The 22,606-nt window shown below is 73.6% G+C and carries 19 protein-coding genes, 1 tRNA gene and 2 pseudogenes; 18 read left to right on the top strand and 4 right to left on the bottom strand.

Going from position 1 to position 22,606, the window contains the following annotated elements:
- Positions 1 to 6 precede the first annotated feature (6 nt).
- A complete protein-coding gene (locus AC2TEW_RS08800; RefSeq protein WP_484622779.1) occupies positions 7 to 2,151 on the top strand; it encodes a SpoIIE family protein phosphatase in 2,145 nt (714 codons plus the stop codon).
- A gap of 28 nt (positions 2,152 to 2,179) precedes the next feature.
- Positions 2,180 to 4,015, top strand: coding sequence for a SpoIIE family protein phosphatase (locus tag AC2TEW_RS08795; RefSeq protein ID WP_484622778.1), 1,836 nt, complete (start codon positions 2,180 to 2,182; stop codon positions 4,013 to 4,015).
- A 135-nt stretch (positions 4,016 to 4,150) separates the two neighbouring features.
- Here AC2TEW_RS08795 and AC2TEW_RS08790 read toward each other — a convergent pair whose 3' ends face one another.
- The 3 genes from AC2TEW_RS08790 to AC2TEW_RS08780 form a co-directional block, all read right to left on the bottom strand.
- Complete coding sequence (locus AC2TEW_RS08790; RefSeq protein WP_484622777.1) at positions 4,151 to 4,570, bottom strand: VOC family protein; 420 nt, start codon at positions 4,568 to 4,570, stop codon at positions 4,151 to 4,153.
- Between the two features lie 54 nt (positions 4,571 to 4,624).
- On the bottom strand, positions 4,625 to 5,065 hold the full coding sequence (locus AC2TEW_RS08785) for a helix-turn-helix domain-containing protein (protein WP_484622776.1): 441 nt from the start codon (positions 5,063 to 5,065) through the stop codon (positions 4,625 to 4,627).
- Positions 5,066 to 5,178: 113 nt separating this feature from the next.
- A tRNA-Leu gene (locus AC2TEW_RS08780) sits at positions 5,179 to 5,263 on the bottom strand.
- Between the two features lie 181 nt (positions 5,264 to 5,444).
- Here AC2TEW_RS08780 and AC2TEW_RS08775 point away from each other — a divergent pair.
- Both AC2TEW_RS08775 and AC2TEW_RS08770 read left to right on the top strand, forming a co-directional pair.
- Complete coding sequence (locus AC2TEW_RS08775) at positions 5,445 to 6,134, top strand: HdeD family acid-resistance protein (RefSeq protein WP_484622775.1); 690 nt, start codon at positions 5,445 to 5,447, stop codon at positions 6,132 to 6,134.
- A 439-nt stretch (positions 6,135 to 6,573) separates the two neighbouring features.
- A pseudogene (locus AC2TEW_RS08770) lies at positions 6,574 to 7,020 on the top strand (ATP-binding protein); the annotation flags it as partial.
- A 220-nt stretch (positions 7,021 to 7,240) separates the two neighbouring features.
- Here the strand turns inward: AC2TEW_RS08770 and idi are convergent.
- Positions 7,241 to 7,879, bottom strand: a complete 639-nt coding sequence (gene idi / locus AC2TEW_RS08765) for an isopentenyl-diphosphate Delta-isomerase (RefSeq protein ID WP_033824324.1) — start codon at positions 7,877 to 7,879, stop codon at positions 7,241 to 7,243.
- Between the two features lie 385 nt (positions 7,880 to 8,264).
- Between idi and AC2TEW_RS08760 the strand changes: the two are divergent.
- The 14 genes and pseudogenes from AC2TEW_RS08760 to hpnH form a co-directional block, all read left to right on the top strand.
- Positions 8,265 to 8,480, top strand: a pseudogene (locus tag AC2TEW_RS08760) (DUF5941 domain-containing protein); the annotation flags it as partial.
- A gap of 142 nt (positions 8,481 to 8,622) precedes the next feature.
- Entirely contained in the window at positions 8,623 to 9,378 is a 756-nt protein-coding gene (locus AC2TEW_RS08755; RefSeq protein ID WP_484622774.1) for a phosphocholine cytidylyltransferase family protein, read from the top strand.
- Entirely contained in the window at positions 9,366 to 10,427 is a 1,062-nt protein-coding gene (locus tag AC2TEW_RS08750) for an iron-containing alcohol dehydrogenase family protein (protein ID WP_033824326.1), read from the top strand. The genes AC2TEW_RS08755 and AC2TEW_RS08750 overlap by 13 nt, the downstream gene beginning before the upstream one ends.
- 94 nt (positions 10,428 to 10,521) lie before the next feature.
- Positions 10,522 to 11,259 (top strand): CDP-alcohol phosphatidyltransferase family protein, encoded by a 738-nt coding sequence (locus AC2TEW_RS08745; protein WP_484623007.1) that lies wholly within the window; start codon positions 10,522 to 10,524, stop codon positions 11,257 to 11,259.
- Positions 11,256 to 12,161 (top strand): glycosyltransferase family 2 protein, encoded by a 906-nt coding sequence (locus AC2TEW_RS08740; RefSeq protein WP_484622773.1) that lies wholly within the window; start codon positions 11,256 to 11,258, stop codon positions 12,159 to 12,161. The genes AC2TEW_RS08745 and AC2TEW_RS08740 overlap by 4 nt, the downstream gene beginning before the upstream one ends.
- A 143-nt stretch (positions 12,162 to 12,304) precedes the next feature.
- The gene (locus tag AC2TEW_RS08735) at positions 12,305 to 13,237 is read left to right on the top strand and encodes an ABC transporter permease (protein ID WP_484622772.1); all 933 of its coding nucleotides are present in this window, start codon (positions 12,305 to 12,307) and stop codon (positions 13,235 to 13,237) included.
- A gap of 19 nt (positions 13,238 to 13,256) precedes the next feature.
- On the top strand, positions 13,257 to 14,051 hold the full coding sequence (locus tag AC2TEW_RS08730; RefSeq protein ID WP_484623006.1) for an ABC transporter ATP-binding protein: 795 nt from the start codon (positions 13,257 to 13,259) through the stop codon (positions 14,049 to 14,051).
- A gap of 254 nt (positions 14,052 to 14,305) precedes the next feature.
- Complete coding sequence (gene hpnC, locus AC2TEW_RS08725; RefSeq protein ID WP_484623005.1) at positions 14,306 to 15,232, top strand: squalene synthase HpnC; 927 nt, start codon at positions 14,306 to 14,308, stop codon at positions 15,230 to 15,232.
- A complete protein-coding gene (gene hpnD / locus AC2TEW_RS08720; RefSeq protein ID WP_484622771.1) occupies positions 15,229 to 16,131 on the top strand; it encodes a presqualene diphosphate synthase HpnD in 903 nt (300 codons plus the stop codon). Before hpnC ends, hpnD begins: the two co-directional genes overlap by 4 nt.
- Before the next feature lie 109 nt (positions 16,132 to 16,240).
- Positions 16,241 to 17,641 (top strand): hydroxysqualene dehydroxylase HpnE, encoded by a 1,401-nt coding sequence (hpnE, locus tag AC2TEW_RS08715; protein WP_484622770.1) that lies wholly within the window; start codon positions 16,241 to 16,243, stop codon positions 17,639 to 17,641.
- 101 nt (positions 17,642 to 17,742) lie between these two features.
- On the top strand, positions 17,743 to 18,819 hold the full coding sequence (locus AC2TEW_RS08710) for a polyprenyl synthetase family protein (protein WP_484623004.1): 1,077 nt from the start codon (positions 17,743 to 17,745) through the stop codon (positions 18,817 to 18,819).
- A 7-nt stretch (positions 18,820 to 18,826) separates the two neighbouring features.
- Positions 18,827 to 20,869 carry a squalene--hopene cyclase gene (gene shc, locus AC2TEW_RS08705; RefSeq protein WP_484622769.1) on the top strand — a complete coding sequence of 681 codons (2,043 nt, stop codon included), beginning with the start codon at positions 18,827 to 18,829 and terminating at the stop codon, positions 20,867 to 20,869.
- The gene (locus tag AC2TEW_RS08700; protein WP_484622768.1) at positions 20,866 to 21,549 is read left to right on the top strand and encodes a phosphorylase family protein; all 684 of its coding nucleotides are present in this window, start codon (positions 20,866 to 20,868) and stop codon (positions 21,547 to 21,549) included. Before shc ends, AC2TEW_RS08700 begins: the two co-directional genes overlap by 4 nt.
- Positions 21,550 to 21,551: 2 nt before the next feature.
- Positions 21,552 to 22,577, top strand: coding sequence for an adenosyl-hopene transferase HpnH (gene hpnH, locus AC2TEW_RS08695; protein WP_484622767.1), 1,026 nt, complete (start codon positions 21,552 to 21,554; stop codon positions 22,575 to 22,577).
- The last annotated feature ends 29 nt before the right edge of the window (positions 22,578 to 22,606 follow it).

Raw genomic sequence — 22,606 nt, 5'->3', positions numbered from 1 at the left:
GGTTGCGTGGACACGTCAGGGCCGGCGTCCCCGCGGCCCGGACGCGATGGCGCCGAGCCGGCGGCCGAGGACGGCCTCGACGCCCTGGCCCGGATCCTGCGCCGGGCCGCCACCGGCCCGCTGGACGCCCAGCTCGGCGGGCTCTACCTGCGGTCGGCCGACGGCGACCTGCTGGAACTCGCCCTCACCCTGGGGGCCGCCCGGCAGTTCACCCGCCCCTGGCACCGGGTCGGCCTGTCCGCGCCGATCCCGGTCGCCGACGCCGTCCGCGGCGACCACCTGGTCTGGATCGGCGGCCCGGACGCGATGGCCCGCCGGTACCCCCGGGTCGCGGTCGCCATGCCGTACGCCTTCAGCCTCGCCGCTGCCCCGCTGACCGACGGCACGGCCGGCTACGGCGCGCTGTTCCTGCTCTGGCCGGCCTCCCACCCCGCGGAGCTCTCGCCGGGCGAGAGCCGCGCGCTCACCGACCTCACCGCCCGGCTCACCGCCGAACTCGCCCGCGCCGACCGGGCCGGCCACCCGCTGCGGCCACGCCGCAGCCCCCTCGCGGTCACCCCCACCGACCTCCCGGCCGACCCGCTCGCACTCGCCCTGGCCCGGCTCCCCGACGGCCTGTGCGGCCTGGACCTGAACGGCCGGATCGCCGTCGTCACCGCCAACGCGGCCGCCCTGCTCGGCGAGAGCGCCGACCGCCTCACCGGTGAACGCCCCTGGTCCGCGCTGCCCTGGCTGCGCGACCCGGTGTACGAGTACCACTACCGGGCGGCCGTGATCGGCGGCACGTCCACCTCCTTCGTCGCGCTGCGGCCCCCCGACCACTGGCTGACGTTCCAGCTCCACCCCGACGCCACCGGCCTCACCGTCCGGATCACCCCCGCCGCGGACGGACAGCACCCCACCGGCCCCCGGCCGGACGCCCAGCCCGCCGTCCACCCCCGGCCCGGCGCGCTGTACCACATCCTCCACCTGGCCGGCGCGCTCACCGAGGCGGTCGGCGTCCAGGACGTGGTCAGCATGGTCTCCGAGCAGATCGTCCCCGCCTTCGGCGCCCAGGCCGTCGCCGTCCTGATGGCCGAGGCCGGGCGGCTGCGGATCGTCGGCCACCGCGGCTACCCGCCCGGCCTGGTCGACCAGTTCGACGGCACCGCGCTGGACGAGTCCACCCCCGGCGTCCAGGCCGCCACCAACCCGGTGCCCGCCTTCTTCGAGAACCGCACCGAACTCGAACGGCTCTACCCCGGCCGCCACGAGACCCAGGACGGCATGGCCGCCTGGGCGTACCTCCCGCTGGTCACCTCCGGCCGGCTGATCGGCACCTGCGTGCTGGCCTTCGCCGAACCCCACCACTTCGGCGTCGAGGAACGCGCCGTCCTCACCTCCCTCGGCGGCCTGATCGCCCAGGCCCTCGACCGCGCCCGCCTGTACGACACCAAACTCGGCCTCGCCCACGGCCTCCAGGACAGCCTGCTGCCCCGCGCCCTGCCCACCGTCCCCGGCCTGGAGAGCGCCGCCCGCTACCTGCCCGGCACCGAGGGCATGGACGTCGGCGGCGACTTCTACGACCTGGTCCCCATCGACCGGGACACCGCCGTCGTGGTCATCGGCGACGTCCAGGGCCACAACGTCAACGCCGCCGCCCTGATGGGCCAGATCCGCACCGCCGTCCGCGCCTTCGCCACCGCCGACGCCGACCCCAGCACCGTGCTCGCCCGCACCAACCGCCTGCTCACCGACCTGGACACCACCCTGCTCGCCAGCTGCGCCTGCCTGCGGGTCGACCTCGCCCGGCGGGAGGCCTGGCTCGCCGACGCCGGCCACCCCGCACCGCTGCTGCGGCGCCCCGACGGACAGGCCGAGGTGCTGGAACCGCAGAGCGGCCTGGTGCTCAACGTCGACCCCGCCGCCGAGTACCCGCTGACCCGGATCGGCCTGCCGGTCGGCACCACCCTCGCCTTCTACACCGACGGCCTGATCGAGACCCCCGGCGCCGACCTCGACCTGGCCCTCGCCGCGCTGTCCGGCGAACTCGCCCGGCACGGCGGCGAGCCGCTCGCCCGCCTCGCCGACACCCTGATCGGCCAGGCCAGGCGCGCCGAGCACCGGACCGACGACATCGCCCTGCTGCTGATCCGATCCGTCCCCCGCTGAACCCCAGAGCCGGACAGGAGGTTGCGCCGTGGCCAAGCCGCCGCTGCTCGCCGTGCGCGGGATCTCCAAACGCTTCGGCGCCGTCCAGGCGCTGAGCGAGGTCGACCTGGTGGTCACCGCCGGCGAGGTGGTGGCCCTGGTCGGGGACAACGGCGCCGGCAAGTCCACCCTGGTCAAGGCGGTCTCCGGGGTGCTCGAACCGGACAGCGGGGAGATCGAGTGGGACGGCCGCCCGGTCGGCCTGCGCCGCCCGGCCGACGCCCAGGACCTGGGCATCGCCGCCGTCCACCAGGACCTCTCCCTGTGCGACAACCTCGACACCGTCGCCAACCTCTTCCTCGGCCGCGAACTGCGCCGCTTCGGGATCCTCGACGAGGTCGGCATGGAGAAGCGCGCCCGCCGGCTGCTGGCCGCCCTGTCCATCCGGATCCCCAGCCTGCGGGTCCCGGTCGGCTCGCTCTCCGGCGGCCAGCGCCAGAGCGTGGCCATCGCCCGGGCCCTGATCGGCGGCCCCCGGATGGTCATCCTGGACGAGCCGACCGCCGCCCTCGGCGTCGCCCAGACCGCCCTGGTGCTGGAACTGATCGAGCGCCTGCGCGAACGCGGCCTGGGCGTCCTGCTGGTCAGCCACGACCTGGACACCGTCCGCGCGGTCGCCGACCGGGTGGCGGTGCTGCGCCTGGGCTGCAACGGCGGCGTCTTCGACACCAAGTACGCCACCCAGGAGCAGATCGTCTCCGCCGTCACCGGCGACCACACCATGGCCGTCACCCTGCAGCAGAGCCTGCTGCCCCGCGGCCTGCCCGACCAGGGCGCCCTCGACGTCGCGTACCGCTACCTGCCCGCCCAGGAAGGCGTCGGCGGCGACTGGTTCGACGTCATCCCGCTGGCCGGCACCCGGGTCGCCCTGGTGGTCGGCGACATCGTCGGCCACGGCATGCACGCCGCCGCCTCGATGGGCCGGCTGCGGACCGCGGTGCACAACTTCTCCATGCTCGACCTGCCGCCCGACGACCTGCTCGCCCACCTCGACGACCTGGTCGCCCGGATCGACAAGGACGAGTCCACGGCCGGCGGCGACGCCGCGCTCACCGGGGCGACCTGCCTCTACGCCGTCTACGACCCGGTCTCGCGCGGCTGCGAACTCGCCCGGGCCGGCCACCTGCCGCCCGCCCTGGTCCGGCCCGGCGGCGCCGTCGAGTTCCTGGACCTGCCGGCCGGCCCGCCGCTCGGCCTCGGCGGCCTGCCGTTCGAGACCGTCCGCCTGGAACTTCCCGAGGGCAGCCACCTGGTCCTCTACACCGACGGCCTGCTGGAGAACCGCCGCCGCGACATCGACCTCGGACTCGAGCAGCTCCGGGCCGCCCTGGCGGGCGACGGCGGCCGTACTCCGGAACAGGCCTGCGACGCCGTCCTCGACGCCCTGCTGCCCACCCAGCCTACCGACGACGTCGCCCTGCTGGTCGCCCGCACCAAGGCCCTGCCCGCCGACCGGATCGCCTGCTGGGAGGTCCCGTTCGGCCCGGCCGCGGTGGCCGGCACCCGGGCCGACGCCGGCCGCCGGCTGGCCGACTGGGGGCTGGAGGAGCTGTCGTTCACCACCGAGCTGATCCTCAGCGAACTGGTCACCAACGCCGTGCGCTACGCCTCCGGGCCGATCACCGTCCGGCTGCTGTTCGACCGCACCCTGATCTGCGAGGTCTCGGACACCAGCAGCACCGCCCCGCACCTGCGCTACGCCGCGGACTCGGACGAGGGCGGCCGCGGCCTGTTCCTGGTGGCCCAGTTCGCCGAGCGCTGGGGGACCAGGTACACCGCCGAGGGAAAGATCATCTGGGCGGAGCAGCCACTGCCCCGCGGCTGAGCGGCGCGGGGCCCGCCGCCGGGCGGGCCCCGGTCGGCCGTACGCGCCGCGGACCCGCCGACGGTCCCTTCCCGGTCCGTCGGCGGGTCCGCGGGGTGCGCCCGCCGTCCGCGAGGTGCGTGCGCCCGGCGCGGGTCACATCTCCCGGAGCTGGGTCAGCCGGATGTTGTTGCCGGACGGGTCGCGGAACCCGCAGTCACGGCCGTACGGCTGGTCGGTCGGCTTCTCGTTGAACTCGACGCCGCGCGCCGAGAGCTCCGCGTAGGCGGCGTCGCAGTCGTCGGTGGTCAGGAAGACGGTGCCGGCCGCGCCCTTGGCCGTCAGCTCGCGCACCTGACCCTGGGTCTCGGCGTCGAACATCGGCGGACCGGGGATCGCCATCAGCACGATGGCCACGTCCTCCTGCCCGGCCGGGCCCACCGTGAGCCAGCGGAAGTTCCCCATCTCGGGGAGGGTGACGTCGGACCTGACCTCCATCCCGACGTTCTTCGTGTAGAAGGCGAGCGCCTCCTCCTGGTCGTGCACCCAGAGCTGAGCGGTGGCGATCCTGATCATCGAGTCCTCCGTGGGGCGGGCCGTCGGCCATGGTGTTCCGTAGCGGCGATACCGTCACGCTATTCCGGGGCCGTCGGCGGCGTCTTCTCGAAACGTGCGGTGTTGCGGGCGGCCGTAGGCGCGCTGCACGCAGCCCGGGATGATGGCGTGCGCGGCCGCCGGGGGGAACGCCGCCCGGTAGGCCGCGGGCGTGCGCGCGTACATCCGCGTGAAGCTGGTGGTGAACGACCCCAGGCTGTTCAGCCCGACGTCGAAGCAGATCGTGGCGATCGGGCGGTCCGTGGTGCGCAGCAGGGTGGCGGCCCGCTCCAGCCGCCTGGTCAGCAGGTACACGTGCGGGGACTCGCCGAACGCCCGCCGGAACTCGCGGCTGAAGTGCGCCCGCGACAGGCCGGCCGCCGCGGCGAGCTCGGCGACGGTGAGCGGCTCGGCGTACCGTGCGTCGGCGAGGTCCTTGGCCCGGAGCAGATGGCGGGCAGGGGGGTGTGCAGCCACGTGATCCAGCGTAGTGACGGGGGCTGACAGCGGACCGGCGCACCGCAAACGCGAGATGCCGGCCAGGATCTCTCCTGACCGGCATCGGCTCGCTCGCGACTGCGAGCGGTCTGTGTCCGAGGGGGGACTTGAACCCCCACGCCCGATAAAGGGCACTAGCACCTCAAGCTAGCGCGTCTGCCATTCCGCCACCCGGACCGGGTGTGTTGCCGCGGGTTTCACTTGTGTTCGTCCCGTGGCGACAGAGAGAACACTACCAGGCTCGCGGACCGCTTCTCACCTGCGTATCTGTCGCCCGGCGGGGTGCCCGGAGGTGTGCTGGGATGAATGCCGACGAACCAGGACAGGGCGGACGGCGGGTGACCCGGAGGTGGTGGCGGTGCGGGAGGCGAGGGCGGGGGAGCTGGGGGCGCCGGAGCGCGGGCTGGCGCGCAGGTTCGGGGTGCTGGCGCTGCTCGGGGTGGTGCTGGTGGGAGCGGCGCTGTTCGGCCTGCTCTACACCGCCTTCGCGACGCTGACCGGCATGCTGCTGTACGGCTGGCTGCTGCTGATCTGCGGCGTGGTGGGGCTGGGCCACGCCGTCCAGGCGCGGCGGGAGAACTTCTTCTGGCTGGGCGCGGCGGTGGCGGCCCTGAACCTCGCGGCGGGCCTGGTCCTGGTGGTGCGGCCGGACGCCGAGCCCGAGGGGCTGACGCAGTTCGCCGCCCTGCTGTTCCTGAGCGCCGGGACCTTCCGGGTGGTCGGCGGGATCACCGTGCGGGGGCCGCAACTGGGATGGACGCTGCTGCTCGGCGTGCTGGACCTGGTGATCGGCGTGCTGGTGCTGGCGCAGTGGCCCAGTGCGTCCCGCTACACGCTGGGCCTGTACTTCTCGCTCTCGCTGCTCTTCGACGGTCTCGGGCTGATCAGCGTGGGGATCGGCTCGCGCCGGGTGATCGGGATGGCCGCGGACGCCCGCAAGGCCGCCGAGCCGCCCGTCGGGCCGACCGTCGGGCCGCTGGGCGAGCCACTGGCGGGGCCGCCGGCCGACCCGCTGGCCGGGCCGCCGGCGCAGCCGCCGCCGGGTTGATCGATCTCGCTGGGACGCCCCCGTGATCGGTGCCATGAATGGACCGTATTCGGCTGCATCCGTTCAGAATCCGTCGCAAGAGTTCAGCCGATGCCTAGTTCCAGTCCCCGCTCCAGCCGCTGACAGCTGGTCTCCTAGCCTCTGTGAACCTAGGGAGCCTTGAGCGGAACGCCCGATTCCCGAGAGGCCGCCGGTGGCATGGGCTGCGGTCGGCGGCAGAGCCTCCCGTCACCGTGCGAAGGGCGGCTTGACCGTGGAACAGACCAGCGAGGCGACCGGGCCGACGACGAGACCGTCCGACGGCCCCGAACCACTTCCCCCTCTCCCCACCTCATCCTCATCGTCCTCATCGGCCCCGACCGCGGCCGGCAGCGGATCCGGTACCGGCCCCGGCAGACGGACCGGCACCGGTCTCGCCGCCGGGTCCCGGACCGGTCGGATCGAGCAGGTGCCGCGGCCCGGGGTGTGGCGCTTCCCGGCGGAGTCCAGCGAGGCCTCGGTGCCCCGCACCCGCCATGCCGTGCGCGACCGGCTGCTGGCCGAGGGGATGGCGGGGGAGCGCTACCAGGAGCTGATCGACGACCTGCTGCTGATCGTCTCCGAGCTGGTCGGCAACGCGGTCACCCATGCCGCGGCGCTCTCCCCCCGGGTCGTCACCGAGCTGCGGATCGGGGAGGGCCGGGTGAGGGTCGCCGTCGAGGACGGGCATCCGTACCGGCCGAAGGCGCAGGAGAGCGATCTGGGACGGCTGGGCGGGCGGGGGCTGCTGCTGGTCAAGAGCATCACGCTGCAGGCCGGCGGGGTCTGCGACGTGGAGCGGACCGAGGAGGGCGGCAAGGTGATCTGGGCCGCCCTGCCGCTGCCCGGTCCGGCGGTGCCCGGTCCGGCGCTGCCGTCGCAGGGCCGGGCCGGTGTCCGGCCGGAGTTCGCCGACGCGGCGATGCTCGATGCGATCACCGAGGCGGTCAAGGACGACGACGAGGACGCGGCGGCGGGGGAGGTCACCGGGCGGCACGCCTGGCCCGAGTGACGCACCGGACGGTCCCGGGCCGGTCCGGCCCGGGTGGGGCACCCCGGGCCGGGGTGCCCCGCGGGGGCGGGTGCCCCTACCAGTCCCGTCCGGCGATCTCCTGGATGCCCGGCAGCGCGGCGTCGAAGACGGTCTCGAACCACACCGAGAACGGCTTCTGCGCCCGCAGGTCCTTCAGCTCCTGGGCGGTGACGAAGCGGGTGGAGTCGACCTCGTCCGGGTCGGGCGCCAGCTCGGCCGTGACCAGCCCGACGAACAGGTGGTTCCACTCCCGCTCGATCAGGCCGGAGGCCTCGTCGGGCAGGTCGTAGCGCACGGTCCCGGCCTCGCAGAGCAGCGCCGGGGCGGCGCCGAGCTCCTCCGCGGTGCGCCGGGCGGCGGCCACGAAGGGCTGCTCGCCGGGGTACGGGTGGCCGCAGCAGGTGTTGGACCACACGCCGGGCGAGTGGTACTTGCCGAGCGCCCGGCGCTGCAGCAGCAGCCGGCCCTGCTGGTCGAACAGGAAGACGGAGAAGGCCCGGTGGAGGCGGCCCGGCTGCTGGTGGGCCCAGAGCTTCTCGGCGGTGCCGACGGTGACGCCGTCGTCGTCCACGAGTTCCAGCAGGATCTCCGGCCCGGCGGCGCCCAGACCGGGGTCGGTGCCCGGTTCTCTGCCGGTGAGGCCCGCGGGGGCGTCAGCGAGATCCGGCCGGCTGGTCGATGGGCTCGTGGGCATGAGGCCCCTTTCGCGCGGGGACCGGAGCCGCCACCCGGGCGTGCGGGCCCGGGTCCGTCCACCCCGGTCCGGTGGTCGGCTGCGCCGCCGGCGTCCCCGGGGTCGCCCGGGGTGCACCAGGGGGCGTCGGGGCCCCAGTCTGCCGTATGGCCCAGCGTCGGTGCTGGTCCGACGCACATCTGGGCGCTTACCGGGCCGTACCGGTATGGATGAATGGTGAAACTGTTCGACCAGTGGTCAATTTTGTCGACCGTTCGTTCACCTTCTGGCAAGTCCGCTCGATTCCGTCGCGCGGATGCGGACGGATGTGCGCGGATGATTCACGAGTCCCGCCCGGGCCGGTGCGCGGCCGCCGCGACCGCCGCCGCAAGCGCCCCCCGGCCGCTTGTCGCGGCCCCCGGTCGTCCGGGATGATGATCCACACGGACCGGGCCCCTCACCTGGGGTTTCGCTCGGCCGGTACGGCTTCGCGCCGTCCGCCGCGGCCGCGTTCGGGCTGGTCGCCGTGGTCGCCTACCATCACTACGACACGGTGTACCGCCCCGAGGGCGGGGCCGGGCGCCGTCCCGGGGGCCGGTGCGGGGTGACGGGCAGGACGGCCGGGCCCGCCGCCCCCGTCGCGGCGACCGGGTGCGTGGTCGCCGGGTGCGCGGCGGCCGGTGCGCCGACCGCAGCGCCGCGGGCATCCACGTGCGGGTGCCCCGCGGCGTCACAGCAGCACACGACGAAACAGGAGACACCGCATGATCGGCCTCGTCCTGGCAGCCGGCGCGGGCCGCCGGCTCCGCCCGTACACCGACACCCTGCCCAAGGCCCTGGTGCCGGTCGACGGGGAGCGGACCGTCCTGGATCTCACCCTCGGCAACTTCGCCGAGGTCGGCCTGCGCGAGGCCGCGATCGTCGTGGGCTACCGCAAGGAGGCGGTGTACGACCGCAAGGACGCCCTGGAGCAGAAGTACGGCGTCAAGCTGACCCTGGTCGAGAACGACAAGGCCGAGGAGTGGAACAACGCCTACTCCCTGTGGTGCGCCCGGGACCTGTTCGGCGAGGGGCTGCTGCTCGCCAACGGCGACACCGTGCACCCGGCCTCGGTGCAGCGCACCATGCTGGACGGCAACGACCGGCGGATCAAGGAGGGCACCGCCCCCGGCATCCTGCTCGCCCTGGACACCGTGAAGAAGCTCGCCGACGAGGAGATGAAGGTCGTCGTCGACCCGGCGGCCGGCATGCGCCGGATCACCAAGCTGATGGACCCCGCCGAGGCCACCGGTGAGTACATCGGCGTCACGGTGATCAACCCCGCCGCCGCCGCCGACCTCAGCGACGCGCTGCGCACCACCTTCGAGCGCGACCCGCAGCTGTACTACGAGGACGGCTACCAGGAGATGGTCGACCGCGGCCTGCGGATCGACGTCCAGCCGATCGGCGAGGTCTCCTGGGTCGAGGTCGACAACCACGACGACCTGGCGAAGGCGCGGGAGATCGCGTGCCGGTACTGACCCGACTGGTGCCCTCGCCGGTCTTCGTCGAGATCCGCCCGGACGCCCTGGACGCGCTCGGCGGGATCCTCGCCGACCAGCGGCTGTCGGCCTCCGGCCGGATAGCGGTGGCGGTCAGCAACGGCTCCGGCGCGGTCCTGCGGGAGCGGCTGGAGCCGCTGCTGCCGGGCGCCGACTGGTACCACGTGCCGGACGGCACCCTGGACAGCGCGGTACGGCTGGCCGACCAGATGCGCGCCGGGCACTACGACGCGATCGTGGGCCTCGGCGGCGGCAAGATCATCGACGTGGCCAAGTACGCCGCGGCCCGGGTCGGCCTGCCGGTCGTCGCGGTCGCCACCAACCTGGCCCACGACGGCATCTGCTCCCCGGTCTCGACCCTCGACAACGACGCCGGCCGCGGCTCGTACGGGGTGCCCAGCCCGATCGGCATCGTGGTCGACCTGGACGTGGTCCGCCGGGCCCCGGCGCGGTTCGTGGCCTCCGGGATCGGCGACGTCATCTCCAACATCTCGGCCTGCGCGGACTGGGAGCTGTCGCACACCGTGACCGGCGAGCCGGTCGACGGGCTGGCGGTCGCGATGGCCCGCGCGGCCGGTGAGAACCTGCTGCGCCACCCCGGCAGCCTGGCCGACCAGGACCTGCTGACGGCGCTCGCGGAAGCCCTGGTACTGTCCGGCATCGCGATGAACATCGCTGGCAGTACCCGGCCGTCCTCGGGGGCCTGCCACGAGATCTCGCACGCCCTGGACGTGCTGTATCCCAAGCGGTCCGCCCAGCACGGCGAGCAGGTGGGCCTCGGTGCGGCCTTCGCCTGCTTCCTGCGGGGCGAGCGCGAGCTGACCGGCCTGGTCGTGGACCGCCTGCGGTTCCACGGCCTTCCGGTGACCGCGGACGAGATCGGCTTCACCGAGGCGGAGTTCACCGAAGCGGTGCACTACGCTCCGAACACCCGTCCGGGTCGTTTCACCATCCTCGAGCACCTCGACCTCTCCCCATCAGACATCAGGGACGCGTACGCCGACTATGTCCAAGCCGTCAACAGCTGACCGCCCCGCCGGGACCCCGGCCGAGCGTCCGCCGGTCGACCTCACCCGCCGCCCCTCGATCGAGGAGCTGCGGGCCGTCATCCACCCGGAGGGCATGCTCCAGCGCCGGAGCGCCGAGCACTGGGCCGGCCGCCTCTACATGCGCAAGATCTCGCTGCGGATCACCCGGGTCCTGTCCACCATGACGGTGATCACGCCCAACGGCCTGACCTACCTGATGATGCTGACCGGCATCGCGGCCGGCGCCGCGCTGCTGGTGCCCGGGATCACCGGGGCCGTGCTCGGCGCGCTGCTGATCCAGATCTACCTGCTGCTCGACTGCGTCGACGGCGAGGTGGCCCGCTGGCGCCGGCAGACCTCGCTGACCGGCGTCTACCTCGACCGGGTCGGCCACTACATGTCCGAGGCCGCGCTGCTCACCGGCCTCGGCCTGCGCGCCGCCGACCTGTTCCACCAGGAGGGCTCCTCCTCGCAGTGGCAGTGGGCCTTCCTCGGCACGCTGGCCGCGCTCGGCGCGATCCTGATCAAGTCGGAGACCGACCTGGTCGACGTGGCCCGCGCCCGCAGCGGTCTGACCGCGGTGCAGGACGAGGCCTCGGTGCCGCGCTCCGCCACCGTGGCCAAGGCCCGCCGGGCGGCCTCGCTGCTGAAGTTCCACCGCCTGGTCGGCGCGGTCGAGGCCTCGCTGTTCATCCTGGCGGCCGGGATCGCCGACGCCGTGCACGGCGGGCTGTTCTTCACCCGCCTCGCGGTGGTCGTGCTGGCCGCCATCGCCATGCTCCAGACGGTCCTGCACCTGCTCAGCATCGTCCTGTCCAGCAGGCTGCGATGACCACCGGGTCCGGCGAGGCCGCCGAGGGCTTCAAGCTGGGTGCCGTCATCATCACCATGGGCACCCGCCCGGCCGAGCTGACCGCGCTGATCGACTCGGTGCGCGCCCAGCACGGCCCGGCCGTCGAACTGGCGGTGGTCGGCAACGGCGCCCCGCTGCCGCCGCTGCCGGACGGCGTCCGCACCGCCGAGCTGCCCGAGAACCTGGGCATCCCCGGCGGCCGCAACGTCGGCATCGAGCTGTTCGGCGAGGACGGCCGGGACGTCGACGCGGTGCTCTTCCTGGACGACGACGGCTCGCTGCCCGGGCAGGACTCGGCCGAGCTGCTCCGGCAGGCCTTCGCCGCCGACCCGGGGCTGGGCATCGTCTCGTTCCGGATCGCCGACCCGGACACCGGCGTCACCCAGCGCCGGCACGTCCCGCGGCTGCGCGTCGGCGACCCGCTGGTGTCCTCGCCGGTGACCACCTTCCTGGGCGGCGCCAGCGCGGTGCGCAGCGAGGTGTTCCGGACGGCCGGGCAGCTGCCCGGGGACTTCTTCTACGCCCACGAGGAGACCGACCTGGCCTGGCGCGCCCTGGACGCCGGCTGGTCGATCGACTACCGGGCGGACATCGTGCTGCACCACCCGACGACCTCCCCGGGCCGGCACGCCACGTACCTGCACAACGTGGCCCGGAACCGGGTGTGGCTGGCCCGACGGAACCTCCCGGTGCCGTTGGTCCCTCTCTACCTGGGAACCTGGTTCCTGCTCACGCTGGCCCGCCGCCCCTCGGGTGCCGCGGTCAAGGCGTGGCTGGGCGGTTTCCTGGCCGGCTGGCGGGAGCCCTGCGGTCCTCGCCGTCCGATGCGATGGCGTACTGTATGGCGACTGACCAGGTTGGGCAGACCGCCAATCATCTGATCGCATGATGTGATCGCTGTGGTCGGCAGCAGCCCCTCTGCCGACCGGCTTGTCCCCCCGTGATCCCCCCGGATCCGGCCCCGGCCCGCCTGCTCAGCCGATACAGGTGCGGACCGGACCATCGATCCCGCTAAAGGACGAATGTGTCGACAGTGAGTGATTCCGTCAGCCTCTCAGCCCCGAGGGGGGCGGACGCGGGCCTGACCCCCAAGCAGCTGGCGGACAAGTACGGCTTGACGGTCAGCGGTCGCCGCCCCGGGCTGTTCGCGTACAGCAGGCAGCTGTGGAACCGGCGCCACTTCATCATGGCGTTCGCCACGGCCCGACTGGTCGCGCAGTACACCACGGCCAAGCTCGGCCAGGTCTGGCAGGTGGCCACGCCCCTGCTGAACTGCCTGGTGTTCTACATCGTCTTCGGCGTGATCCTCAACAACAAGGGGATCCCGCACTACATCGCCTGGCTGTGCATCGGTGTCTTCGTCTTCCAGTTCACCCAGAGCGCGGTGCAGGCCGGCACCCGGGCGATCTCGGACAACCTCGGGCTGATCCGCGCGCTGCACTTCCCCCGTGCCTCGATGCCGATCGCCTTCACCGTGATCCAGCTCCAGCAGCTGCTGATCTCGATGGTGGTGCTGGTCGCCATCGTGCTGGGCAGCGGCATCCCGCCGACCAGCACCTGGATCCTGGTGATCCCGGCGCTGATCCTGCAGAGCGCGTTCAACACCGGCCTGGCCCTGATCATGGCCCGGATCGGCGCCAAGACCAGTGACATCTCGCAGCTGATCCCGTTCGTGATGCGCGCCTGGCTGTACATGTCCGGCGTGATGTACAGCATCCAGGACCGGATCGACAACTGGCCGCACTACATCCAGGTGATCATGACGATCAACCCGGCCTCGGTCTACATGGACCTGATCCGGTACGCCATGGTCCCGGAGATCTACGACCCGGCGACCAAGAACCACCAGAACCTGCCGCACCACCAGTGGGAGCTCGGCGTCGCCTGGGCCGTGGTGACCTTCGTGGTCGGCTACGTGTTCTTCTGGAAGGCCGAGGAGGAGTACGGCCGTGGCTGACACCGCAACCACCGAGAGCCTGGAGAGCGCCGTGCGCGACGCCCAGAACGACAGCGCCCGGGTCCCCACCGTGGTCGTCGACGACGTGCACATCGTCTACCGGGTGCACGGCGCCGGCGCCGGCAAGGGCAGCGCCACCTCGGCGCTGAGCCGGATCATCAGCAAGAAGCGCTCGCCCTCGATCCGCGAGGTGCACGCGGTGCGCGGGATCAGCTTCACCGCGTACAAGGGCGAGGCGATCGGCCTGATCGGGTCGAACGGCTCCGGCAAGTCGACCATGCTGGCGGCCATCGCGGGCCTGCTGCCGACCGAGAGCGGCGGCATCTACACCAACGGCCAGCCCTCGCTGCTGGGCGTGAACGCCGCGCTGATGAACGACCTCACCGGCGAGCGCAACGTGGTGCTCGGCTGCCTGGCGATGGGCATGACCAAGGAGGAGGTGCGCAACCGGTACCAGGAGATCGTCGACTTCTCGGGCATCAACGAGAAGGGCGACTTCATCTCGCTGCCGATGCGCACGTACTCCTCCGGCATGGGCGCCCGGCTGCGGTTCTCCATCGCCGCGGCCAAGACCCACGACGTGCTGCTGATCGACGAGGCGCTGGCCACCGGTGACCAGGCCTTCCAGCAGCGCAGCAAGCAGCGGATCAACGAGCTGCGCAAGGCGGCCGGTACGGTCTTCCTGGTCAGCCACGACAACAACTCGATCCGCGAGGTCTGCGAGCGGACCATCTGGATCGAGCACGGCGAGCTGGTCATGGACGGCCTCACCGAGGACGTCGTCTCCGCCTACGAGCGGGGCGAGCGCCCCTGAGCGGGCGGGCCCGACCTGCGGGGCCGGTGCCGGGGCTTCCCCGGACCGGCCCTGCGTCGTGTACCGGCGGTCTTCCCCCGGACGGCGGGAGGCTGCAAGGCTGGGACCTGGCCGGGGAGCTGCCCCGAGTAGGTCCGCGAGGCGTGTCCGAGGCGGACCCGGAGGGTCGGCCGGTGTACAACGGGGGAGTGACGGCAGTGGCGGCTTCAGCTAAATCAGATAACCCGACTGATGGTGGGGCGGGTAGCGGCCCCCTGGGCGGCGGCACGCCGGCCGACGGCACCCTCGGCAAGGCGGACCTGGAGAACTTCCCGGTCGCCCCGGTGTTCCTGCCCGCCGCCTGGCGCACCGACCTGATGGCGGTCTACGGCTTCGCCCGCCTGATCGACGACGCCGGCGACGGCGACCTCGCCGATCCGGCCGGGGTGGCCCGCCTGCTGGGCGTGGAGAGCGCTCCCCAGGACCCCGGCTTCCGGCCCGCCCTGCTGGACGGCCTGGAGCGCGACCTCGACCGCGCCTTCGAGAGCGCGCTGGCCCCGGACCCCGCCCGCCCCGCCGCCGAGGGGCCGCGCCACCCGCTGATGCGCGCCCTGGTGCCGCTGGTGGACCGGCACGGCCTGACCCCCGAGCCGTTCCGCCGGCTGATCGAGGCCAACCGGGTGGACCAGCGGGTCACCCGCTACCCCCGGTACCAGGACCTGCTCGACTACTGCACGCTCTCCGCCGATCCGGTCGGCCGCCTGGTGCTGGCCATCGCCGGACGCTCCACGCCCGAGCGGATCACCCGCTCGGACCAGATCTGCACGGCGCTCCAGATCGTCGAGCACCTCCAGGACGTGGCCGAGGACCTCGGCCGCGGCCGGATCTACCTGCCCGCCGAGGACATGGCCCGCTTCCGGGTCACCGAGGCCGACCTCGCCGCCCCCACCGCCGGGCCGCGGGTCCGCGAGCTGATCGCCTTCGAGGCGGCCCGGGCCCGGACCCTGCTCGACCACGGGTCACCGCTGGTAGGTACGGTTCGAGGAAGGCTCCGACTGCTGCTGGCGGGATTCACCGCCGGAGGGTACGCGGCCCTGGCGGCCATCGAGGCCGCCGGGTACGACGTACTGGCCATCCAGGCCAAGCCGGACAAGCGCCGCCTCGCAGTGAAGGCGGCGGCACTCTTCGCGAAGGGAAGGTGAGCGCCCGAGTGGGGGCATCACCACTGGCGTCGGCGCCGGTCATGGCGGCCTACCGGTACTGCGAGGCGGTCACCGCGCTGCAGGCCCGCAACTTCAGCTACGGCATCCGGCTGCTGCCCGAGTCCAAGCGGCTCGCCATGTCGGCGCTGTACGCGCTGGCCCGGCGGGTCGACGACATCGGGGACGGCGAACTGCCACCCGACCGCAAGACCGAGCAGCTCGGGCAGACCCGGGCGCTGCTCGACCAGATCAGGGCCGGGTCGGTGTCCGAGGAGGACACCGACCCGATCAAGGTCGCGCTCGCGGACGCCGCCCGGCGCTTCCCGATCCCGCTCGGCGGCTTCGACGAGCTGATCGACGGCGTCGAGATGGACCTCAAGGGCGTCGAGTACCAGACCTTCGAGGACCTCAAGGTCTACTGCCGCTGCGTGGCCGGCTCGATCGGCCGCCTCTCGCTCGGCGTGTACGGCTGCGAGGACCCGGCCCTCGGCGAGCGGTACGCCGACACCCTGGGCCTCGCGCTGCAGCTCACCAACATCCTGCGCGACCTGCGCGAGGACGCCGCCAACGGCCGCACCTACCTGCCCGCCGAGGACCTGGCCCGGTTCGGCTGCGAGCAGGGCTTCGGGCAGCCCGTGCTGCCCGAAGGGGCCGACTTCACCGGCCTGGTCGCCTTCGAGGCCGAGCGGGCCCAGCGGGCCTTCGAGGAGGGCCTGCGGCTGCTGCCGCTGCTCGACCGCCGCAGCCGCGCCTGCACCGCCGCGATGGCCGGCATCTACCACCGGCTGCTCGGACGGATCGCCGCCGAGCCGGAGTCGGTGCTGCGCGGCCGGGTCTCGCTGCCCGGATGGCAGAAGGCATACGTGGCACTGTCCGGGCTCGCCGGAGGGCGTTCTTGATTCTCTCGCCAGTTATGTCACGCTGTGTCAGCAGGGAACCACGCATGCCTGGGAGAGCGTTGTCCACCGCCGGGCGACGGAAGGACCACAACGACGGGGGGAGAGGCTGATGTCGGCACGAGCTGCGGTCCACCGGCCCACCGCCGTGGTGGTCGGCGGCGGCCTGGCGGGCATCACCGCCGCGCTGCGGCTGGCCGAGGCCGGGCAGCGGGTCACCCTGCTGGAGGCCCGCCCCCGCCTCGGGGGCCTGGCCTTCTCCTTCCGCCGCGGCGACCTGACCGTCGACAACGGCCAGCACGTCTTCCTGCGCTGCTGCACCGCCTACCGCGGCCTGGTCGACCGGCTGGGCGCGGGCCGTCTGGTGGATCTCCAGCCCCGGCTGGACGTCCCGGTGCTCGGTCTCGGTCCGGACGGCTCCCGCACCCTCGGGCGGCTGCGCCGGGCCGGCCTGCCGGTCCCGCTGCACCTCGCCGCCAGCCTGGCGGGCTACCCCCACCTGTCCCCGGCCGACCGGCTGCGGGTGGTGCGGGGGGCGCTCGCGCTCCGGGCGCTCGACCTCACCGACCCGGCCCTGGACCGGCTCTCGTTCGGCGACTGGCTGCGCCGGCACGGCCAGACCCCGGCCACCCTGGCCGCGCTCTGGGACCTGGTCGGCGTGGCCACGCTGAACGCCACCGCCGACCGGACCTCGCTGGCGCTGGCCGCGATGGTCTTCAAGACCGGCCTGCTCTCCGACCCGGGCGCCTCCGACATCGGGACGGCCAACGTCCCGCTCGGCGTGATCCACCACGACGCGGCGCTCGCCGAGCTCGAGCGCGCCGGCGTCCGGGTGCTGCTGCGGACCCGCGCCGCCGAGCTCAAGCCCGCCGACCAGCACGCGGTCCGCCTCGAGGGCGGCGAGCTGCTCACCGCCGACACCGTGGTGCTGGCCGGGGCCCAGGAGTCGGCCGCCGCCCTGCTGCCGCCGGGGGCGATCGAGCAGCGCCTCGGGCAGCTCGGCCACGCGCCCATCCTCAACGTGCACGTGGTCTACGACCGCAAGCTGCTGCGGCGGCCGTTCTTCGCCGCACTGGGCTCCCCGGTGCAGTGGGTGTTCGACCGGACGGCGCACTCCGGCCTCGACGTACCCGGCGCCCAGTACCTCGCACTCTCCCAGTCGGCCGTCGAGGCCGAGATCGACCTGCCGGTCGCCGAGCTGCGCGAGCGCTACCTGCCGGAGCTGGAGCGGCTGCTGCCGGCCGCCCGCGGCGCCCGGGTGCTGGACTTCTTCGTCACCCGCGAGCGCACCGCCACGTTCGACCCGGCGCCCGGCACCGCGGCGCTGCGCCCGGCGGCCCGGACGGCGGTGCCCGGCGTGCTGCTGGCCGGTTCGTGGACCGCCACCGGCTGGCCCGCGACCATGGAGAGCGCGGTCCGCAGCGGCCACGCCGCGGCCGACGCCGCGCTGACCCGGTCCGGCGCCGCGGCGCGGGTCCCGGTCGACCGCGGCGACGGGCGGTGGCCGCGATGACGGCCCGCCCCACCACCACCGACATCGCACCGGACCGGCCGTCCCCCACGGCCGGGAACACGCAGGAAGAGGGAACGCACGTGGAGGCACGCACCGGCTCGATGGCTCGGGCCGCGGGGGCCGCACCGGACAAGGACACCTCGTCGGTGGTGGAGCTGCTGGCCCGCGGCCGGAGCCTGTGCACCCCGCCGCTGCGCTCGGCCATCGCCCGTTTGGCCGCACCGATGGACACCGTCGCGGCGTACCACTTCGGCTGGATCGACCGGGACGGCAAGCCGGCCGCGGGGGACGGCGGCAAGGCCGTCCGCCCCGCCCTGGCGCTGCTGTCGGCCGAGGCGGCCGGGGCCCCCGCCGAGCACGGGGTGCCCGGCGGCGTCGCCGTTGAGATGGTGCACAACTTTTCCCTGCTCCATGATGATCTGATGGACGGTGACGAGTTCCGGCGGCACCGGGCGACGGCGTGGACGGTCTTCGGCCCGGCCCAGGCGATCCTGGTCGGCGACGCGCTGGCCACGCTCGGCACCGAGGTGCTGCTCGACGCCGCCGTCAGCGGGAAGGCGACCGCCGCGGACGCCGCCCGCGCCGTCCGGCTGATCACCACCGCGACCCGCAAGCTGATCGACGGCCAGGCCCAGGACCTCTCCTTCGAACACCGTGACCTGGTCACCGTCGAGGAGTGCCTGGAGATGGAGGGCAACAAGACCGGCGCGCTGCTGGCCGCCTCCGCCGCCGTCGGCGCGGTGCTGGCCGGCGCCGACGACCGGGTCTCCGACGCGCTCCAGCGCTACGGCCACCACCTGGGCCTGGCCTTCCAGGCGGTGGACGACCTGCTCGGCATCTGGGGCGCCACCGAGGTCACCGGCAAGCCGCACTGGGGCGACCTGCGCCAGCGCAAGAAGTCGCTGCCGGTGGCCGCCGCGCTGGCCGACGGCGGCGAGGCCTCCCGGCTGCTGGCCGAGCAGCTGGCCGACCCCAAGGGCCGGGGCGAGGAGAGCGAGCCGCAGCTCGCCGCCCGCGCCGCCCTGATCGAGCAGGCCGGCGGCCGCGCCTGGACCCAGGACGAGGCCCGCCGCCAGTACGAGACCGCCCTCGCCGCTCTGGACGAGGTGCCGATGGACCGCACGGTGCGCGAGCACTTCGTGGCACTCGCCGAATTCGTGGTGGTACGAGAGAGGTGACGTCAAGGTGACAGCAACCGCGGGCGGCCGGCTCGACCCCGAGTACGATCCCGAGCCGGCCGCGGTGGGCACCCGCCCGCCGGTGCCCGACGGACCCGGCCAGCGCCGGGCCCAGGTCCCGACCGGGCCAAACGATTCTTCACCCGCCGCGGCCGCACTGGCCCGGGCCACCACCCACCTGCTCTCGCTGCAGAGCACCGAGGGCTGGTGGAAGGGCGACCTGGAGACCAACGTCACCATGGACGCCGAGGACCTGTTACTGCGACAGTTCCTGGGCATCCGCACCGAGGAGCAGACCGCGGCCAGTGCCGCCTGGATCCGCTCCCAGCAGCGCGAGGACGGCACCTGGGCCACCTTCCACGGCGGCCCGCCCGAGCTGTCCGCCACGGTCGAGGCGTACGTGGCGCTGCGGCTGGCCGGCGACCCGCCCGAGGCCGGGCACATGCGGGCGGCCGCCGAGTTCGTCCGCGCCCGCGGCGGCATCGCCGCCACCCGGGTCTTCACCCGGATCTGGCTCGCCCTGTTCGGCTGGTGGCCCTGGGACGAACTCCCCGAGCTGCCCCCCGAGCTGATCTTCCTGCCCAGCTGGGCACCGCTGAACATCTACGACTTCGGCTGCTGGGCCCGGCAGACCATCGTGCCGCTGACGGTGGTCTCCGCCAGCCGCCCGGTGCGGCCCGCCCCGTTCGCCCTCACCGAGCTGCACACCGACCCGGCCGACCCCCATCCGGCCCGGCCGCTCGCCCCCGCCCGCAGCTGGGACGGCCTCTTCCAGCGGCTCGACCGGCTGATGCACGTCTACCACCGCTACGCGCTGCGCCCGCTGCGCCGCCTCGCCCTGAGCCGGGCCGGCCGGTGGATCGTGGAGCGGCAGGAGGCCGACGGCTGCTGGGGCGGCATCCAGCCGCCCGCCGTCTACTCGCTGATCGCCCTGCACCTGCTGGGCTACCCGCTCGACCACCCGGTGATGAAGGCCGGGCTGGCCTCCTTCGACGGCTTCACCGTGCACACCCCCGACGGGCGGCGCTGGATGGAGGCCTGCCAGTCCCCGGTCTGGGACACCTGCCTGGCCGCCATCGCGCTGCGCGACGCCGGACTGCCCGCCGACCACCCGGCGCTGGTCGCCGCCGCCGACTGGATGCTCGGCGAGGAGATCACCGTCAAGGGTGACTGGGCGGTCAAACGTCCACGGCTGGACCCCGGTGGGTGGGCCTTCGAGTTCCACAACGACACCTATCCGGACATCGACGACACCGCCGAGGTGGTGCTGGCGCTGCGCCGGATCGCCCACCCGGACGGTGAACGGCTGGCCGGCGCGGTGCACCGCGGGGTCCGCTGGAACCTCGGCATGCAGTCCAAGAACGGCGCCTGGGGCGCCTTCGACGTCGACAACACCAGCCGGCTCCCCAACCGGCTGCCGTTCTGCGACTTCGGCGAGGTGATCGACCCGCCGTCCGCCGACGTCACCGCCCATGTGGTGGAGATGCTCGCCGAGGTTGGCCTCGCCCACGACCCGCGCACCCGCCGCGGCGTCGCCTGGCTGCTGGCCAACCAGGAGGCCGACGGTTCCTGGTTCGGCCGCTGGGGCACCAACTACGTGTACGGCACCGGCTCGGTGGTGCCCGCCCTGGTCGCGGCCGGCACCGCGCCCGGCCACCCGGCGGTGCGCCGCGCGGTGGCCTGGCTGAAGGAGCGGCAGAACCCCGACGGCGGCTGGGGCGAGGACATGCGCTCGTACGAGGACCCGGGCAGCTGGGCCGGGCGCGGCGAGTCCACCGCCTCGCAGACCGCCTGGGCGCTGATGGCGCTGCTGGCGGCGGGCGAGGGCCCCGGCGGGTCCGCGGCCGGGGACGGCGCCGCCGTCGAGCGCGGGGTGCGCTGGCTGGTGGACACCCAGCTGCCCGAGGGCACCTGGGACGAACCGCAGTTCACCGGGACGGGGTTCCCCTGGGACTTCTCCATCAACTACCACCTGTACCGGCTGGTCTTCCCGGTGACCGCGCTCGGCCGGTACGTGAACGGCACCCCCCTGGGCGGAGGCGGACGATGACGGCAGGCCCGCTGCTGGTGCTGTGCGCGCTAGGCCCGGAACTCTGGGCGCTGCGCGGCGGCGACTGGACCGGCGCCACCGAGCCGCCGGTGCTCGCCCGGACCGGCATGGGCCGCCGCCGGGCCGGCCGCAGCGTGGCCCGGCTGCTCGCGGACGACGGCTACGGCGCGCTGGTGGTGGCCGGGTTCGGCGCCTCGGTGGCCCCCGGGGTCCGGCCCGGCGAGGTGATCGTCGCGGACGCCGTCCGGGACGGCGAGGGCCGCCGGTTCGAGCTGGACTCCGCCCCCGTCCTGGCCGAGGCCCTGCGTTCGCGCGGCCTGGCCGCCCACACCGGCCTGCACCACACCGCCGACCACGTGGTGCGCGGCGCCGAGCGGGCCGCGCTGCACGCCTCCGGCGCGCTGGCCGTCGACATGGAGGCCGCCGCGGTCCTGGCCGCCCGGGCCGAGCGGCGGCCCGGCCTGCCGACCGCGGTGCTGAGGATCGTGGTCGACACCCCCGAGCGCGAGCTGATCCGCCCCGGCACCCTGCCGGCCGGGGTGCGCGCCTGGCGGTCGCTGCGCGCGGCCGTACCGGCGCTGACCGCCTGGCACCGGCACACCGTCGCCGTCCCGCCGTCCGCCCCTGCCCCCCACCAGCCCCACCCACAGCCCTCGACGCTCCCTCAGGAGGCGAGCTAGTCATGGCCATGCCGCTGCGTCAGACCATCCGGGTCGGCACCTACCTCATGCAGCAGAAGATCAAGCGGCGGGACAAGTTCCCGCTGATCGTGGAGCTGGAACCGCTCTACGCCTGCAACCTGGCCTGCGAGGGCTGCGGCAAGATCCAGCACCCGGCCGGGGTGCTCAAGCAGCGGATGCCGGTCGCCCAGGCGGTCGGCGCGGTGCTGGAGTCGGGCGCCCCGATGGTCTCCATCGCGGGCGGCGAACCGCTGATGCACCCGCAGATCGACGAGATCGTCCGCCAGCTGGTGGCCCGCCGCAAGTACGTCTTCCTGTGCACCAACGCCCTGCTGATGCGCAAGAAGCTCGACAAGTTCACCCCCTCGCCGTACTTCACCTTCACCGTCCACATCGACGGGCTGCGCGAGCGGCACGATGCGTCGGTGGCCAAGGAGGGCACCTTCGACGAGGCGGTGGAGGCGATCAAGGAGGCCAAGCGGCGCGGCTTCCGGGTCACCACCAACTCGACGTTCTTCAACACCGACACCCCGCAGACCATCATCGAGGTGCTGGACTACCTCAACGACGAACTGCACGTCGACGAGATGATGATCTCCCCGGCGTACGCCTACGAGAAGGCCCCCGACCAGGAGCACTTCCTCGGCGTCGAGCAGACCAGGGAGCTCTTCCGCAAGGCCTTCGCCGGCGGCAACCGGCTGCGCTGGCGGCTCAACCACAGCCCGCTCTTCCTGGACTTCCTGGAAGGCAAGGTCGACTTCGAGTGCACCGCCTGGGGCATCCCCAACTACTCGCTGTTCGGCTGGCAGCGCCCCTGCTACCTGATGGCCGACGGCTACGTCCCCACCTACCGCGAACTGATCGAGAAGACCGACTGGGCCAAGTACGGCCGCGGCAAGGACCCGCGCTGCGACAACTGCATGGCGCACTGCGGCTACGAGCCCACCGCCGTCCTCGCCACCATGGGATCGCTCAAGGAGTCGCTGCGCGCCGCCCGCGAGACGATCTCCGCCAACCGGGGAGGCTGACCGGCCCCTTCCCCGGGCCGCCCGGTGCG

The organism is Kitasatospora sp. NEAU-CNBT7 (assembly GCF_057220535.1).
Note: the sequence above shows the minus strand (reverse complement) of the source record. Positions and strands in the feature narration are given on the sequence as shown.